This window comes from Ruminococcus sp. 1001136sp1_2201st1_G3_2201SCRN_220225, from assembly GCF_040924365.1.
GTDB lineage: Bacteria > Bacillota > Clostridia > Lachnospirales > Lachnospiraceae > Blautia_A > Blautia_A faecis.
On record NZ_JBCOME010000040.1, the window covers coordinates 1 to 17,464 of the forward strand.

13 protein-coding genes are annotated in these 17,464 nt (G+C 43.0%); 12 read left to right on the forward strand and 1 reads right to left on the reverse strand.

Annotated features, from left to right (window positions below):
* The coding region (locus AB5642_RS13105) for a S41 family peptidase (RefSeq protein ID WP_368371683.1) at positions 1 to 973 on the forward strand (973 nt) is incomplete at its 5' end.
* 166 nt (positions 974 to 1,139) lie between these two features.
* Positions 1,140 to 3,542 (forward strand): leucine--tRNA ligase, encoded by a 2,403-nt coding sequence (gene leuS, locus AB5642_RS13110; protein ID WP_195391986.1) that lies wholly within the window; start codon positions 1,140 to 1,142, stop codon positions 3,540 to 3,542.
* 221 nt (positions 3,543 to 3,763) lie between these two features.
* Here the strand turns inward: leuS and AB5642_RS13115 are convergent, their stop codons facing one another.
* Entirely contained in the window at positions 3,764 to 4,165 is a 402-nt protein-coding gene (locus tag AB5642_RS13115; protein WP_195380152.1) for a helix-turn-helix domain-containing protein, read from the reverse strand.
* A gap of 446 nt (positions 4,166 to 4,611) precedes the next feature.
* Here AB5642_RS13115 and AB5642_RS13120 point away from each other — a divergent pair, with 446 nt between their 5' ends.
* The 10 genes from AB5642_RS13120 to AB5642_RS13165 all read left to right on the forward strand — a co-directional run bounded on the left by AB5642_RS13120 (position 4,612) and on the right by AB5642_RS13165 (position 17,459).
* A complete protein-coding gene (locus AB5642_RS13120) occupies positions 4,612 to 6,192 on the forward strand; it encodes an ASKHA domain-containing protein (RefSeq protein ID WP_195380153.1) in 1,581 nt (526 codons plus the stop codon).
* Between the two features lie 245 nt (positions 6,193 to 6,437).
* Positions 6,438 to 6,656: a Uma2 family endonuclease gene (locus tag AB5642_RS13125; protein WP_330638305.1), complete on the forward strand. Its 219-nt coding sequence runs from the start codon at positions 6,438 to 6,440 to the stop codon at positions 6,654 to 6,656.
* A gap of 154 nt (positions 6,657 to 6,810) precedes the next feature.
* Complete coding sequence (locus AB5642_RS13130) at positions 6,811 to 7,191, forward strand: diacylglycerol kinase family protein (protein WP_148463237.1); 381 nt, start codon at positions 6,811 to 6,813, stop codon at positions 7,189 to 7,191.
* A gap of 77 nt (positions 7,192 to 7,268) precedes the next feature.
* Positions 7,269 to 7,658: a phasin family protein gene (locus AB5642_RS13135; RefSeq protein ID WP_148463236.1), complete on the forward strand. Its 390-nt coding sequence runs from the start codon at positions 7,269 to 7,271 to the stop codon at positions 7,656 to 7,658.
* Positions 7,659 to 7,814: 156 nt separating this feature from the next.
* Positions 7,815 to 9,515 carry an AarF/ABC1/UbiB kinase family protein gene (locus tag AB5642_RS13140; RefSeq protein ID WP_227199093.1) on the forward strand — a complete coding sequence of 567 codons (1,701 nt, stop codon included), beginning with the start codon at positions 7,815 to 7,817 and terminating at the stop codon, positions 9,513 to 9,515.
* Positions 9,516 to 9,912: 397 nt separating this feature from the next.
* On the forward strand, positions 9,913 to 11,364 hold the full coding sequence (locus tag AB5642_RS13145; RefSeq protein WP_195380155.1) for a sugar transferase: 1,452 nt from the start codon (positions 9,913 to 9,915) through the stop codon (positions 11,362 to 11,364).
* A gap of 67 nt (positions 11,365 to 11,431) precedes the next feature.
* Entirely contained in the window at positions 11,432 to 14,500 is a 3,069-nt protein-coding gene (locus tag AB5642_RS13150) for an L-fucokinase (RefSeq protein ID WP_195391987.1), read from the forward strand.
* A 193-nt stretch (positions 14,501 to 14,693) separates the two neighbouring features.
* Entirely contained in the window at positions 14,694 to 15,461 is a 768-nt protein-coding gene (locus tag AB5642_RS13155; RefSeq protein ID WP_227199095.1) for a WecB/TagA/CpsF family glycosyltransferase, read from the forward strand.
* A 10-nt stretch (positions 15,462 to 15,471) separates the two neighbouring features.
* Positions 15,472 to 16,653 carry a glycosyltransferase family 4 protein gene (locus tag AB5642_RS13160; protein ID WP_195380157.1) on the forward strand — a complete coding sequence of 394 codons (1,182 nt, stop codon included), beginning with the start codon at positions 15,472 to 15,474 and terminating at the stop codon, positions 16,651 to 16,653.
* An 8-nt stretch (positions 16,654 to 16,661) separates the two neighbouring features.
* Complete coding sequence (locus AB5642_RS13165) at positions 16,662 to 17,459, forward strand: glycosyltransferase family 2 protein (RefSeq protein WP_227199096.1); 798 nt, start codon at positions 16,662 to 16,664, stop codon at positions 17,457 to 17,459.
* Positions 17,460 to 17,464: the final 5 nt, after the last annotated feature.

Genomic DNA, 17,464 nt, shown 5'->3' on the forward strand with positions numbered 1-17,464 from the left:
GATTTATACCGGGCTTCTGTATGGGCTGGGGGATCCGTATTCCAGATATTATACGGAGGAAGAATACGAGGAGGAGATGAGAGATACGGAGGGCTCTTACTCTGGAATCGGTGTGAGCATTACCCAGAATACGGAGGGTGGTATTCTGGTGGTGGATTGTTATGAGGGCAGTCCGGCAGATGAGGCCGGGCTGAAGGCGAATGATGTGATCACGGCCGTGAACGGAACGGATGTAACGGAAATGACGCCAGCTGAGGTCTCAAAGATGATCCGGGAAAAGGAGGACGGTACTTCTATCCTGACCGTCTATCACCAGGAGGCAGATGAACCGGAAGAAATTACAGTGACTTTGAGCGATGTGGAGCTGCCCACTGTTTCTTATGAAATGCTGGAGGATTCTATAGGATATTTGCGAATTACAGAGTTTACCATGGTAACACCCCAGCAGTTTGAGGATGCTTACAAAGATCTTCAGGCAAAAGGCATGGAGAAGCTGATCGTGGATCTTCGTGACAATCCAGGTGGGGTGCTTTCTTCTGTGTGCGATGTGCTGCGCCAGATTTTGCCCGAAGGACTGATCGTGTATACAGAGGATAAATATGGGGAAAAACAGGAGATGAAGTGTGACGGCGACACTCCGATCGACATTCCGCTGGCAGTGCTGGTAAATGAGAACAGCGCCAGTGCATCAGAGATTTTTGCCGGGGCAGTGAAGGATTATGAGATTGGAACGATTGTGGGAACCACCACTTATGGAAAGGGAATCGTTCAGAGCATCCGCCAGCTCTCTGATGGAAGTGCGGTGAAGCTGACTACGGCGAAATATTTTACCCCCAAGGGCAATGATATCCACAAGGTGGGAATCACGCCGGATGTGGAGGTAAAACTGGATGCCAGCCTTTTGAATCGGACGGATTATACCCATGACGAGGATAATCAGCTTCAGGCCGCAATAGAGGCGGTTTCTCGTTGACAAAACCACTATGTTGGATTAGAATGGTAAAAGGATTTTTGCAAAATAACGCGCCTGATCTGCGCGATAAACAGGCGGATCAGCCGACGGTTATTTTGTTGACAGGCAATAGCTGTGAAGGCATTGAACAGCTATGACAGGCACAATAAATGTGGAGGAACCATCAATGAAACACAATTTTAAGAAAATCGAGCCGAAATGGCAGAAAAAGTGGGAAGAGCAGCAGGCATTTAAAGCTGTTGACGGAAGTGATAAACCGAAATTCTACGGCCTTGTAGAGTTCCCATACCCAAGTGGTGCGGGAATGCACGTTGGACATATTAAGGCATATTCCAGTATCGAGGTACTTTCCAGAAAGAGAAGAATGCAGGGATACAATGTACTGTTCCCCATCGGATTCGATGCATTCGGACTTCCTACTGAGAATTATGCGATTAAGACGAATACACATCCTCGTGAGATCACAGACCAGAACATTGCGAAATTCACTAATCAGCTGAAGAGTGTTGGATTCTCCTTTGACTGGAGCCGTGTGATCGATACCACACAGGAAGATTTCTATAAATGGACTCAGTGGATTTTCCTGAAAATGTTTGAGAACGGACTTGTTTTCCGTGATAAGACATTAGTTAACTATTGTCCATCCTGTAAGGTTGTTCTTTCCAATGAGGACAGTCAGGGAGGAAAATGCGATATCTGCCACAGCGACGTTATCCAGAAGTCCAAGGATGTCTGGTATTTAAGAATCACCCAGTATGCAGACAAGCTTCTTGAGGGACTGGAGGATGTGGACTATCCGGCGAACATCAAGCAGCAGCAGGTAAACTGGATCGGTAAATCCACAGGTGCTTTCGTAAACTTCGCAGTTGACGGAATTGATGAGACACTGCAGATTTACACCACCAGACCAGATACCCTGTTCGGTGTAACCTTCATGGTTATCGCACCGGAGCATCCGCTGATCGACAAATATGCTGACCGCATTACCAACATGGATGCGATCAAGGCTTACCGTGAAGAGTGTGCGAAGAAGACTGAGTTCGAGAGAACCCAGCTTGTAAAAGAGAAAACAGGTGTATGCATCCAGGGACTTGAGGGCGTAAATCCTGTAAATGGCAAGAAGATCCCGATCTACATTGCAGACTATGTAATGATGGGATATGGTACCGGCGCGATCATGGCGGTACCGGCACATGACCAGAGAGACTATGATTTCGCCAAGAAATTTGGTATTGACATTATCCAGGTTATCAAGGGCGGCGACATTGAGAAAGAAGCCTACACAGGTGACGGTGAGATGATCAACTCCGATTTCCTGAATGGCTATACAAATAAGAAGGATTCCATCAAGCGCATGCTGGAAGAGCTTGAGAAGAAGGGCATTGGTAAAGCTGGCGTTCAGTATAAGATGAAAGACTGGGCATTTAACCGTCAGAGATACTGGGGCGAGCCAATCCCGATCGTTCATTGTCCGAAATGTGGTGATGTAGCAGTTCCATATGAGGAGCTTCCGCTTCGTCTGCCGAAGATCAAAGACTTCCAGCCAGGTGAGGACGGACAGTCTCCACTTGCAAAGATCGATTCCTTCGTAAACTGCAAATGCCCGAAATGCGGCGGCGATGCCAAGAGAGAGACTGATACCATGCCACAGTGGGCTGGATCTTCCTGGTATTTCCTTCGTTATGTGGATCCACACAATACAGAAGCTCTTGCAGACCGCAAGAAGATGGAATACTGGATGCCGGTTGACTGGTACAACGGCGGTATGGAGCATGTAACCAGACATATGATCTACTCCAGATTCTGGCATCATTTCCTGTATGACATGGGAATTGTCAATACTCCGGAGCCATATGCGAAACGTTCTGCACAGGGTATGATCCTTGGTTCAGACGGCGACAAGATGAGTAAATCCAAGGGCAACGTTGTTGACCCGCTTGACATTGTAAATGAGTATGGTGCAGATGCACTTCGTACCTACGTTCTCTTCATGGGTGACTACGGCGCAGCTGCTCCGTGGAACGACAGCTCCGTAAGAGGCTGCAAGCGTTTCCTTGAGAGAGTTGCAGGACTGACCGATATCATGACAGAGGAGCCGGCAGCCAAGGATATGGAGGTTAAGATCCATAAGGCAATCAAGAAGGTATCCTCCGATATCGAGGCTATGAAGTTCAACACTGCAATTGCCTGCCTGATGACTCTTATCAACGAGATTTATGCAGTTGGCAAGATCAGCAAGGATGACCTTGTAATCTTCATCAAGCTCCTTTGCCCGTTTGCACCTCATCTTTGCGAGGAAATCTGGGAGACCATCGGCGGAGAAGGCTTACTTTCCCTTTCCAAGTGGCCGGAATATGAAGAGAGCAAGACTGTAGAGGACTCCATAGAAATCGGTGTCCAGGTCAACGGTAAGGTTCGTGGAACCATCGTAATCCCGAACGGCTGTGCGAAAGAGGAAGCTCTTGAGCTGGCGAAGAAGGACGAGAGAGTAGCTTCCTTCTTGGAAGGCAAGACTCTTGTAAAAGAGATTTATGTACCGAATAAGATCGTAAACTTTGTTGCGAAATAAAGATTACTGGAATAGAGAAACTCTCCACTGAATGATCGGTGGGGAGTTTTTTGAATTACAGCAGTTATCTTCAAATAAAAGAATAAAAGACTATCTTATAAAGGAAGATCAGTGGTCAGATAATATGAAGACTGACGGCACACTTGGAAAATTATAGCCAGAGAAAATGCAGAGATAGTCCACTGCTGGCTATAGAAGTATATAGAAAATGCATAAAACGATTATGACTGTTTTAAGAAATTAAACGCCTGCTCATAATGGAGAATGCGGTTTTTTTGATTTTCCAATAAGGTGGTTCGCTTTAATTCAATGGCAATTGTGTAATCTACAAGTTCTTTTCCAGTGCAGTCGAGAAGACGATATTTCTCGATAAGCTGCTGTTCGGAGATGGATTGAACATCGACAGCTGTAGTCGCTCTTTCTTCTGTTAATCCTAACAGGTAATCGGTAGAGACATGAAAAAGCTGCGACATCTTTATAAGAAATGGAAAGCCTGGTTCCCGAATGTCCATTTCGTAATTGCGCAAAGTGTTGGCAGGAATGCCAAGCTCGGCAGCGAAAGCGTCGCGATTGCGATAACCATGTTCTTTACGCAGCTGCATAAGTCTTTTTCCAAAAGTCATGATAAAAATCCCTCCATTTTCTATTATTGATTGACAAAATCATATAGAATAGATATAATATACTCACCAGAACAGCTGGAAGGTAGATGCTCTCTACCTGATCCTGTTATATTGGGTGTTGACTATTGAGATAGCCGTTCCGCAACTTTCCGAGGGTTAGGACGGCTATTTCTTATGTATGGCGAATTCCAGAATAGAAACAAGTAAAATACCTGCGGTTAAAATAACCATAAATTCTTCATAGGTTGACATAAGTATCACCTCCTCCATAAAACTCGGATGGGTGAGAGCACGTCCCCCAGCTGCTCGGGAAAATATATTAAATTTGAAATACATATATTTATTATATAGAATAATTCAAATTACGTCAATAAAAAATATCCAAATAAGGAATGAAATATATAAATACACTCAAAATGAGTAAAAAAATAAGGAGCTGAAAAACGATGAATGGACTCAGCCAAAAACGATATCTCGAACTCCCCCTCCCAACCGAAGACGATCCCCGCTCAGACCAGCAGCGGATCCTGGATAGTCTGGCGGCAGCAGGTGTGGAAGAGCGAGTTCATATACCTGTCCACATTTTGCGGCAGTTATACCCTTTGCTGGACAACGCAAAGTGGAAAATAACGGTTTCCCTTGCCTGGAATGGGGAAAACTGGGAAATGGTGGAGATAGAGGAAGGAGATACCACCGCGCAGCATTATGGGCTGGCAGTGGATCTGGGAAGTACCACTGTGGTGGCGAGACTTCTGGACTGCAACAGTGGAGAGATTTTGAAGGAAGTCAGTAGCTTCAATAAGCAGATCCAGTGGGGGACAGATATTCTGTCCAGGATTTTTTACTGCAAAGATAATAAAGAAAAGCTGGAAGAAGTGCGGCGGGCTACGGTGGAATCCATTTGTGAATGCATGGATAAGCTGGATGCAAGCCACTCCGCGCTCTCCATGGTAATCGCGGGTAACACCACTATGATTCACTTCCTTCTTGGAATGGACGCCTTCTGCGTTTTCTACACTCCACATGCAGTCCACGCCGATCGCCCCGGCTTCCAGCTGGCGCGCGATCTGGACATTCCGCTGAAAGGCTACGTTTATTGTTACCCTGCCAAGTCAAACTACCTTGGTGGCGATATTATCAGCGGCATGATTGACACTGAATTATACAAGAAAAACGAGATCAGTGTTTTCTTCGATATCGGAACCAACGGCGAGCTGGTGATTGGAAATAAAGAATTTCTTCTATGCGGCGCAGGCGCAGCAGGACCAGCGCTGGAGGGAGGCGTGGTGCGTACCGGAATGCGGGCGGAGGCTGGTGCTGTGGATGAAGTGAAGATAAGAGATGGAAATATTTATGTGCATGTGATTGGAAGCCATAAGGAAGACTCAGGAAGCCATGAGAAAAATTCAGGTAATCATGAGGATAATTCATCAGGTGAAGAACCTCAGGGAATCTGCGGTTCCGGCATCATAGACCTGATCGCAGAGCTTTTCCTGGAAGGCTGGATCGACATCCGCGGCAAGTTTTCCACGGAAAAAAGCCCTCTTATCCAGGAGAGAGACAACCAGCTCTGTGTGGAATATGCCCCAGGTCTGTACTTCTACCAGAAAGACATTGACGAATTCATCCGCACCAAATCCGCCGCTCACACCATGGTGGAGATCATGCTCCGTGAATCCGGTCTTGACTTAGACCAGGCTGACCGCTTCTACGTGGCAGGAGCCTTTGGTAAACACGTATCCAAAGAGTCTGCCATCACCATCGGCATGTATCCTGACATGGATCGCGACCATATTATCAACGCTGGAAATTCCTCACTGGAAGGAGCCCAGAAGCTGCTTCTGAACCGGAGCCTTCTCACTGACATCGACCAGATCCTGGAAGAAATGGTCTACATTCAGTTCGCTGAGGTAGAAGACTTCCTGGAACTAATGGTAGCAGCCCAAGCATTGCCACATACAGATTATAAGCGGTATCCTACGGTTATGAAGAAGCTAAAAGAACGGCAGAAAGATATAAAGTTATAAACTGCTTTTTGATTTATTTCAATGGAAATTCATTTTCAAATGGTTGATTTGAAGGAGTTCTTTCGATATACTTAGAAGTAATAGAAATCATCGAAAAGGAGTGATTACATGCCATTACTCGAAGAAAAAGTTTATACAATAGATGATATATATGCTCTTCCGGAAGGGGAGAGAGCGGAGCTTATTGATGGACATATATACTATACGGCACCACCTAACAGAACACACCAGACTGGATTATTGAGATTGTTTCTCCTGCAAGTAAACGAACGGACTATTATACGAAGCTTTTTAAATACAGAACAGCAGGTGTAAGAGAATACTGGATCATAGATGCGGCTAAGAATCAGATATTTGTATATAATTTTGAAAAAGAAGATACGGAACAATATACACTGCAGGATTCGGTAAAAGCAGGAATTTATGAGAACCTGGTGATTGATTTTAGTAAACTGGATATTTAGAAAATGTATGTAAGGGCAGGTCTGTTTTGCAGCTTGCCCTTTTTGCAATTCGTACAGCAATAATGAGAAAAATGTAAAAATTATCTAAATTTATAGTAATTTCTCACAAAATATGCTATACTACTCCCAAACCAACAGACAGGAAGTGTACGAAATGACAGCACCCAAGAAACCACCAATTACGAAAAGTTTCGGATACGCATTTGAAGGAATTTTCACCTGTATCCGCAAGGAACGGAACATGAAGATCCACTGTATCATGGCAGTCCTGGTAGTGATCGCAGGCATCATCCTGAAGCTTTCCCCAGTGGAATGGTGCATCTGTCTTGGCCTTTTCGGACTGGTGATGGCACTGGAGCTGGTGAACACCGCCGTAGAATCCGTGGTGGATTTGGTGACCAGCGAGTACAAGCCCCTGGCGAAGATCGCCAAGGACACCGCAGCAGGCGCCGTCCTGATCGCCGCCATCATGGCCGCCATCGCCGGACTGATCATTTTCGTACCTAAAGGGCTGGTATTTCTTGGACTTTTATGAGAAGTCCGATCTGCTGAAAACGAAAATCCCACAGGGAGTTGGCAGATACAGCTGTAAATAAGAAAGGAGCACACACTATGGAACTTGGAGAAGGCATCAAAAAAATATTACTTGCAGGAATCGGCACTGCAGCAGTGACCGCAGAGAAATCCAAAGAAGTTCTGGATGAACTGGTAAAGAAAGGTGAGCTCACTGTAGAACAGGGCAAGGTCCTCAATCAGGAACTGAAGCACAATATCAAAGAGAGCGTGAAGAAGAACGTAAACGTAACCCTGAAGCCGTCCAACCCGGACGAGCTGAAGGAAGTCCTTGGCAAAATGACTCCGGATCAGCTGGCCGCCCTGAAAGAGCAGATCAGCAAGATGCAGGCGAAAGACGTAGACGCAGAGGAGACTGCCGAAGAAGAGGAAGAGGCAGAAGAAGTGGAGGAAGCCAAAGAAGAATACGAGGACGACCCTCAGGAATAAGCAATAACATTTTCCGAAAAAGAAATAGTATTGCCTTGTTTAAGAAGTGCAGCAGGAAATCCTGAACGGCATTGCAGAACAAAATAAAGAAATTTATGAAGGCAGGATGAGGAGAAAGAGTACCCGAATCCTGCCTTTTCAGTAAGGGGAACAGACATGGGTGTGACAAAGAATGACAGTACGATGAAGTCAGAAGCAGACCAGGCACAAAGAAAGAATCTGGAAGTGGAAATCCAACAGGATAAAAATGAGAAAAACAGCACAGCTGGTAAGAAGTCAAACGGTAAAGACACCGGCACGTATAAAGAAAGGCTAAAAGAAATTACAGCCGTTCTCCACAAGCATGCCATCACCCGAGGCGTCTCCCCGGAGAAGCTCCGCCTCATTCTCACAGATCTCGGCCCCACCTTCATCAAGCTGGGACAGATCATGTCCATGCGCTCCGACATTTTGCCCAAGCGTTACTGCGACGAGCTGATGAAGCTTTGCTCTGATGTAGACCCCATGCCATTTGCAGAAGTTGAAGAAGTCCTCCGGGAAGCATTTGGCTGTCCCTGGCAGGAAGAATTTCAGGAAATCCAGGAGAAGCCCCTTGGCTCAGCCTCTATCGCCCAGGTACACCGCGCCGTCCTGAAAACCGGCGAAGAAGTTGTGATAAAGGTTCAGCGAAAGGGCATCTACGAAATCATGGCCCGGGATATCGGACTGATGAAAAAGGCGGTGAAGCTCCTTCCCCCTGTAAGCATCAAGGAAGCGGTAGATCTGAATCTTGTGCTGGAAGAGCTGTGGCGTGTCACCCAGGAAGAGATGAATTTCCTGACGGAAGCAGCCAACATGGAAGAATTTTCCAGGAAAAATAAAAATGTGGCATTTGTAAAAACGCCCATTCTTTACAGAGAATATACCACAGCCAGCGTCCTTGTTATGGAATACATTGATGGTATTCCCATCGACCATAAGGAAGAGCTTCTCGCAGGCGGCTATGACCTTGATGAGATCGGCAGCAAATTTGTAGATAATTTTATCAAGCAGGTTATGGACGACGGCTTTTTCCACGCAGATCCCCATCCTGGAAATGTGATGATCCAGGGAGGCAAGATCGTGTGGATCGACATGGGAATGATGGGACGGCTGAATGATCGTGACCGGGAGCTGATCGGGCAGGCTATCGAAGGGGTGGCACTGAATGACATTGGAAAAATTCAGGATGCAGTGCTGGCACTTGGAGAATTCAAGGGGAAACCCAATCAGAGCCGTCTTTACACAGACATCCGCGACCTTATGGCGAAATACGGCACTGCAGATTTTGGCGAAATCGATATCGTAGAAATCCTTACAGATCTGATGGACGTAATGAAGGAGAACAAGATTGTCATGCCCCATGGCCTTACCATGCTTGCAAGAGGGCTGACTCATATGGAAGGGGTACTGGCAGATATCAGCCCGGAGATCAATATGGTGCAGATTGCAGCAGCCCGCTTGAAGGGAAACCTTCTGGAGGAGGGAAACTGGAAGAAGCAGATGAAGGGCACCGGGAAAAAGCTGTATCGCTCCATGCTCCGCGCCGTGGATATCCCTGCGCTGGCAGCAGATTTCCTGCAGGGCTGCATGAAGGGCCAGACCAAGATCAATCTGGACCTTCACGCCTCCGATGACCTGGCGTGGCTGATGCGCCGCCTGATCCGGAACATCGTGCTTGGTCTTTGGGTCATGGCACTTCTGATCAGCTCCAGTATTATCTGCACCACAGACATGACACCGAAGATAATGGGAATTCCGGCTTTTGGAGTGCTGGGGTACTTTGGGGCACTGGTGATTCTCATGTACCTGTTTATCAAACACTTTATGAAAAAGTAGTGGAAAAAACAAGTGGGAAAATCGGGTTAAGTGGATAAAATTACCAAACTTTGTCGGAAAGGCTAGAAAGAAACCTGGGGGGGTTGACACTAATAGGGCAGGGTGGTATTTTAGTAAGAAGACTGGAATGGTGAAATTTGTCGAAATTGGAAAAAAAGGAATAAATAATACCGCTGACGCATGAACGGTGGTTACAGATCCAAAGAGAGATGTGACCCAAAGATGCCTGAGAAAAATCATAGCCGGGAAGCGTTGGCGGGAAAATATAAATTTAGATAAGTTATAAATATAAGATAAAATAGATTTTGCCATTGCATTTTAGAGAATGGAGGGCTTCTGTCAGCTGTATTTACCTAAGCTGAACGGAAGAAAAGTACTTGGGAGGGAAAAGCAAAATATGTATCGGAAGGACTCAGAGGGCTGGTTAAAACATGGGGATTTTATTGTTCTGGATATGATCTGTCTGCAGCTGGCATTTATTTTGGCATATGCATTCCGCGGGTACGGATTCAATGTGTATGGAGATATATTGTATCGAAATATGGCAATATTCCTTGGATTTGCCGACCTGGTGGTGATCTTCACCTCCGGTACCATGAAAAGCGTTCTGAAAAGAGGTCACTATAAGGAATTTGTCACCACCTTGAAAAATGCTGTGGCAGTAGGTGCTCTTGCAATCGCTTATCTGTTCATAATCCAGGAAGGCCAGAGCTTTTCCAGAATGATCCTGATCACCACAATTGTGATCTACCTGATCCTCACCTATGCCATAAGAGAAATCTGGAAAAATTCCTTACATAAAAAAATGGAAAACGGCGGCGACAAGAAGCTGCTGATCATCACCTCCAAAGCGGTAGCAGAGAACGTAGTGCACAGCATGCAGGAGAACAATTATGCCAGATATTCCCTTGCCGGAGTGGTTGTGATCGATGAGGACTGTACCGGTGAGAAAATCTGTGGTGTCCCTGTTGTGGCAGGCGAAAGTGACGTGCCTATGTATGTCTGTCAGGAGTGGATTGACGAGGTGCTGATCGTCATCTCCGAAAATCTGCCATATCCGGACGGGCTTATCGACAAGCTCACCGAAACCGGTGTAACCGTTCATCTGAACCTTGCAAAAATCACCAACCAGACTGGCAAAAGACAGTTTGTGGAAAAGGTTGGAAGCTACACAGTTCTGACCACCAGTCTGAACTATGCATCCTTCGGACAGCTTTTCCTGAAGCGCCTGATGGACATCTGCGGCGGACTGGTTGGCTGTATTTTCACAGGAATCATTACTATTTTCGTTGGCCCCGCCATCTATCTGGCATCCCCAGGTCCGATTTTCTTCTCCCAGGAACGTGTGGGAAAGAACGGAAAGAAATTCAAAATGTACAAATTCCGCAGCATGTACATGGATGCGGAAGCGCGGAAAGCCGAGCTTATGAAAGAGAACAAACTGGGCGATGGCAAAATGTTCAAGATGGACTTCGACCCCAGAGTAATTGGAAATAAGGTGCTGCCGGATGGGTCACATAAGACCGGGGTGGGAGATTTCATCAGAAGGACGAGCCTGGATGAGTTCCCGCAGTTTTTTAATGTGCTGAAAGGGGATATGTCCATTGTGGGGACGAGACCGCCGTTGATTTCGGAGACGAATTTGTATGAACCGAGACATAAGGCGAGACTGGCAATCAAACCGGGAATCACCGGTATGTGGCAGGTGAGTGGTAGAAGTGATATTACGGATTTTGAGGAAGTTGTGAGGTTGGATAAGGAATATATTGAAAACTGGGATATTGGGTTGGATATTAAGATACTTTTGAAGACAGTTATGGTTGTGGTTAAGAAAGATGGATCTATGTGATTTTATATTGCTTCGTATACAGAATAATGGAAAGGAAATCTGGTTATCAGATAATTGATAGAAAGTTATGATAATTGATCAATACAAAAAGATGAAAAATCTGTTTTTAAGACAAAGCTATATAGATGCCTGGGAAGATTATCAGCGTTCCATTCGAAAAAGAAGCTTTGCACAATGGGATTATATAGTATTGACTGCATCAAATGAGGAACAGGCCAATGCTTTCCGCAGCCAGATTACATATCGACAAAATAAAAATGTGCTTCCATGTAAAACAAAGTATCTCGTATTACCAGATCCAGATGGAAAAAGAGTTGGATCTGGCGGTGCTACTTTGCAGGTGCTGCGAAAGCTGGCAGAGCAGGAAGATATTGCAGGAGATTTCCACAATAAGCGAATTCTTGTAATTCATTCTGGCGGCGATAGTAAACGTGTTCCGCAATATTCTGTATGTGGAAAGCTTTTTTCGCCTGTACCACGTGAACTTCCTGATGGAAGAGCGTCAACTTTATTTGATGAGTTTCTTATAGGCATGGCAGGGGTACCATCGCGCTTTCGTGAAGGAATGCTGGTACTTTCCGGTGATGTCCTTCTTTTGTTTAATCCATTACAGATTGATGCACAGTTTCATGGTGCCGCAGCAATCTCCATGAAATCCCCGGTAGATGTGGGAAAAGATCATGGCGTATTCCTGAATAATGGAAAAGACTATGTAAAAAAATTCCTTCATAAACAATCCATTGAAACCCTGGAAAAATTAGGGGCTGTAAATACCCATGGAAATGTAGACCTGGATACAGGCGCAGTTTTGTTTGATGTAAACCTGATGAATGCTCTATTATCACTGGTTCAGACAGATGGCAAAATCGATGCAGAAAAATACGCCCGTTTTGTCAATGAAAAATCACGAATCAGTTTATATGGAGATTTTCTTTATCCATTAGCTGAAGATTCTACACTGGAGCAGTACTACAAAGAGCAGCCAGAAGGAACTTTCTGTGAAGAACTAACTGAATGTCGTACCAGAATATGGGAAGCATTGCATTCATTCGGAATGAAGCTGATTTGCCTTTCTCCTGCTGAATTTATTCATTTTGGAACAACCAGGGAGCTTCTGGCTCTTTTAACAGATGAGATTGCAGATTATGAATATTTAGATTGGAAGCCAATGGTGTTTACCAATTATAAATCTGAGAAAAAAATACAGGCAGCAGTACATAATGCTCTTATTGAGGGAACAGTGCAACTAGCTGATAAATGTTATGTGGAAAACAGCTGGCTGAGAGGAAATACCGTTTTAGAGAAAGACTGTGTGATTTCACAGCTGGAGCTTAAAGATGTAACGGTTCCATCCATGGTGCTGCATGGAGTTGCGTTAAAAAGAGAGAATGGCGAAAAGAGATATATCGTAAGAGGATATGGAATTAAAGATAATCCGAAGAAAACACTGGAAGAAAGAGGCAGCTTCCTTGACGGAGATTTACAGAGCTTTATAAATTTAAATAATTTAAAGACAGAAGATATATGGGAAAGTGAAGATCACTCTTTGTGGAAGGCGAAGCTTTATCCGGTTACAGATAGCCAGGAAAAAGCTGTTTCCTGGGCATTGCTTCTTCATAGAATGAGTTCTGAAAAAGCAGACGAAGTGAAGGTTGCAGAATGGAAGTCTCTGAAACGTTATTCTCTGGAAGAATCTTTCCAGATAGCAGATGCTTCTGTATTGGTTCCATGGGAAGAAAATCTGGAAAACCGAATCCTTATAGAGCGTTTCCTCAATCGGTTACGTGCTGGAGAACATTATGTAGATTCCCTGAAAACATTTGGCATTACAGAATTGGATGAAAAACAGTTTGACATGCTTATGGAAATGGCAGAAAAAGAATTGCCATTTGAAGAGAAAATCCGTGTTTTATACAGTATTTCCCGTTCCATGAAGTTTATGAAAAAGAATTTTCACGGAATCAGCTACGATCAGGTAGAGCAGAAATGCTTTGCCACAATCCAGCAGGAAATATTTAAAGCAAGTAATGTAAATCAGGTAAAGAAATATAAGATTGCAGAAAATCAGGTAAAAGTAAATCTTCCGGTTCGTGTGAACTGGGGCGGCGGCTGGACGGATACTCCGCCATATTGTAATGAAAAAGGCGGTGTTGTATTAAATGCTGCAATTTTGCTGAATGGACAGGAACCAATCGAAGTGGAATTAAGAAAGCTGCCGGAAAACCATATTGAATTTGCAAGTCTCGATCTGGATGCACATGGTGTTGTGACAACTGCAGCAGAAATTCAGGATTGTCATAATCCTTACGATTCCTTTGCACTTCATAAAGCAGCATTGATTGCGTGTGGAATTATCCCTATGGAAGGTGAAGCTGATCTGGAAAAAATCCTGGATGAGATGGGCGGTGGTTTTTACATGTCCACTCGTGTAAAAGGAGTTCCAAAAGGTTCCGGGCTTGGAACCAGCAGCATCCTTTCAGGAGCCTGTGTTCGTGCTCTTGGAAAATTTTTAGGAACAACCTGGAGCGATTCCGATATATATGAACTGGTACTGAATCTGGAACAGATCATGAGTACCGGTGGCGGTTGGCAGGATCAGGTTGGAGGACTTACAGGTGGTATCAAATATATTACCTCAAGACCTGGAATGAAGCAGAAACTGAAAGTAGAATATCTGGATTTAGATGAAGATACAAAAGCAGAGCTTCAGGAAAGATTTGCACTTATTTACACCGGCCAGCGCCGCCTGGCAAGAAACCTGCTTCGCGATGTAGTTGGAAACTATATCGGCGGAAAGAAAGAATCAAAAGAAGCCTTGGAAGAGATGAAGTACCTAGCTGTTATGATGCGGTATGAATTGGAACAGGGAGATGTAGATGCCTTTGCCAGATTGCTGAATGAACATTGGGAAGGGTCTAAGAAACTGGATACTGGATCAACCAATACCTGTATTGATCAGATTTTTGCAAGCTGTGAGGATTTGATTGATGGAAAATTCATTTCTGGTGCTGGTGGGGGTGGATTCTTGCAGGTAATTTTGAAAAAGGGTGTTAGTAAGGACATGCTTAGAGCTAGATTATTGGATGTTTATCAGGATTCCGGAGTGGATGTCTGGGATGCGGAGTTTGTGTGGTAGAAAACGTCTACATAAAAGTTTTAATAGTGGTCTAAAAAGTGGAACGAAGTATGGCTGTGGAAGATAATTCGTGTAAAAAATGATAATTATAGTGTGAGATTAGTAGAAGACGATAAACATATTGTTTTATATAGCATGAATGGTTTGATGTGAATCTCGCTATATAAGTAGAAAAGAGGAACAGGTGCGAGAAATGGAGTATAAGAGAAAGGTTGATAAAAGACTTATTCCAACTTGCAATATTATGGGGGTTGATATTGCGGCAATTAATATGGAATGGTTGGTGCGCTATCTCGAAAAAAATATCTCAGAATTAAAAGGAGACTACATATGTGTCTCAAATGTACATACAACCGTAATTAGCTATGAGGATGCAGTTTATTGTGCAATTCAAAATGGTGGGTTAATGGCAATTCCAGATGGGGGTCCTCTTTCTACTGTTGGTAAAAAAAGAGGTCATAAGAATATGGAACGCACAACAGGTCCAAGTTTAATGGGAGAGATTTTTGAAATTTCTGCAAAGAAAGGATATCGTCATTATTTTTATGGAAGCAAAAAAGAAACATTAGAACTATTATATCAAAAACTCATAAGTAATTATCCAGGAATTCAAATTGCTGGAATGTACAGTCCACCGTTTAGAGCGTTGACGAAAGATGAAGATAGAGCTGTTATAGAGAGAATTAATGAAACTAAACCGGATTTTGTCTGGGTTGGGCTTGGGGCACCAAAACAGGAGAAGTGGATGGCAGCACATCAGGGGGAAATTGATGGATTGATGCTTGGTGTCGGAGCGGGGTTTGATTATTATGCGGGAAATATTAAGCGTGCTCCAATATGGATGCAAGAACACAATCTAGAATGGTTATATCGCTTAGTACAGGATCCAAAGAGGCTATTTAAAAGATATTGGAGCACTAATACGAAATTTATTTGGAATGCAGTGATAAGGGGAAAGTGAGGTAATGACTGTGAACAATGAAAATAAAAAGAATATTTTGATTGTACATAATTATTACCAGATTTCTGGAGGAGAAGATACGGTTGTAGCCAATGAAAAGAAAATGCTTGAGAAGCATGGACATAAGGTGAGTTTATATAGTCGCAGTAATGTGGAATTAAAGCAGATGTCAAAACTTCAGAAAGTTTTTTTACCGATTACAACTGTATTCAATCCAAAAACATACAAAGAAATCAAGAATTTGATAAGGCAAGAGAGTATAGAAATTGTTCATGTTCATAATACGCTTAATCTAGTAAGTCCAGCAGTTTATTATGCTGCAAGACATATGAAAGTTCCGGTAGTTCAGACAATACATAATTTTCGCTTGCTCTGTCCTGGTGCAACTTTTTATAGAGATGGACATATCTGTGAGGATTGCGTAGAACATGGTTTGAGATGTGCAATAAAACATAGTTGCTATCGAGAAAGTAAAATTCAGACAGTTGCGTGTGTGATTAGTACGATGTTTCATCGGATAACTGGCATTTACGGAAAAATCAATTATATTTGTTTGACTGATTTTAATAAGAAGAAATTATTGGAATTAAAACAAATAAAACAAGAGAGAGTATTTGTAAAACCTAATTTTGATGAAAGTGAAAATGAGTGTGTTCCAGAGAAAGAGAGAAAAGATCAATTTGTTTTTGCAGGGAGATTAGATAAGTTGAAAGGAATTGATCTTCTTTTTGAAGCGTGGAAAGTGATGGGGGAGGAGGCTCCAAAATTAATCGTTTGCGGTACAGGACCAATGGAAGATTGGTGCAAAACGTTTGTTAGAAAAAACTCCGTGAATATTGAATTACAAGGGCTTGTATCTAATGAGGAAGCTCGAAAGACGATTACAAACAGCAAGGCTCTTATAATGGCAACACAGTGGTACGAAGGTTTTCCGATGAGTATTGTGGAAGCATTTGCGGTTGGAACACCTGTTATTTGTTCTGATTTTGGAAATGCGGGAAGTATTGTAGAAGAGGGAATTACAGGGTATAAATTTGAGTGTAAATCCATAGAGAGCATAATATTAGCGGTTGAAAAAATGAGAGAAAAGCCATTAGATAGGGAAAAAATAAAAGAATTATATGAAATGAAGTATAGCGAAAATGCAAATTACAAGATTTTAAATGACATATATGTCAATATAAGTAATTAAGGAGATTGATGGTGGAACGACTAAAAGTTAGCATGATTACAATTTGCTATAACGCAGAAAAAACAATTGCAAAAACGATAGAGAGTGTATTGAGTCAGGACTATGAAAATCTAGAATATATTATTGTTGATGGGGGCAGTAAGGATCATACAGTAGATATTATTAAAAGCTACGAGAATAAAAAAATACATTGGATTTCTGAAAAAGACAACGGTATTTCTGATGCATTTAATAAAGGAATAAAAATGGCAACAGGAGATTTAATTGGGCTGATTAATGCCGATGATTATTTGTTTCCTCATGCGCTGGCAAATTTGACTTTGGCGTGCCATGAGTGTACAGATGTATTATATGGAAATACTATTGTAGATGATCAAGAAAACGAATTGAAATTAATAAAATACGCTGGTTCAGCAGAAGGTCTTGAATATTCACTCCCATTTATACACCAAAGTTCATTAGTAAGAAAAAAAGCTTATGATCAATATGGAGGATATTCAGAGAAATATAAAATATGTATGGATTATGATTTGTTCGCAAGATTTTATCGGGGGGGGGCAAAGTTTCAATTTGTCAATACAGTTGTTAGTTGCTTTACATATGGAGGAACATCATGTAGTCATCCATTTCAGACAATTAAGGAAAATGTATCCATTGCAGAGAAATATGGTTTAAGTCATTTCAGGGCTATAATGTATAAAATAAAAATGTATATCCAAAATTGTATAAAAATTGTTTTAGTGAGATTAAGAATATGGAAAGCGTTCTATTGCTTGCTTAAACGGGACAGCATATATAAGTATTAGAGGAA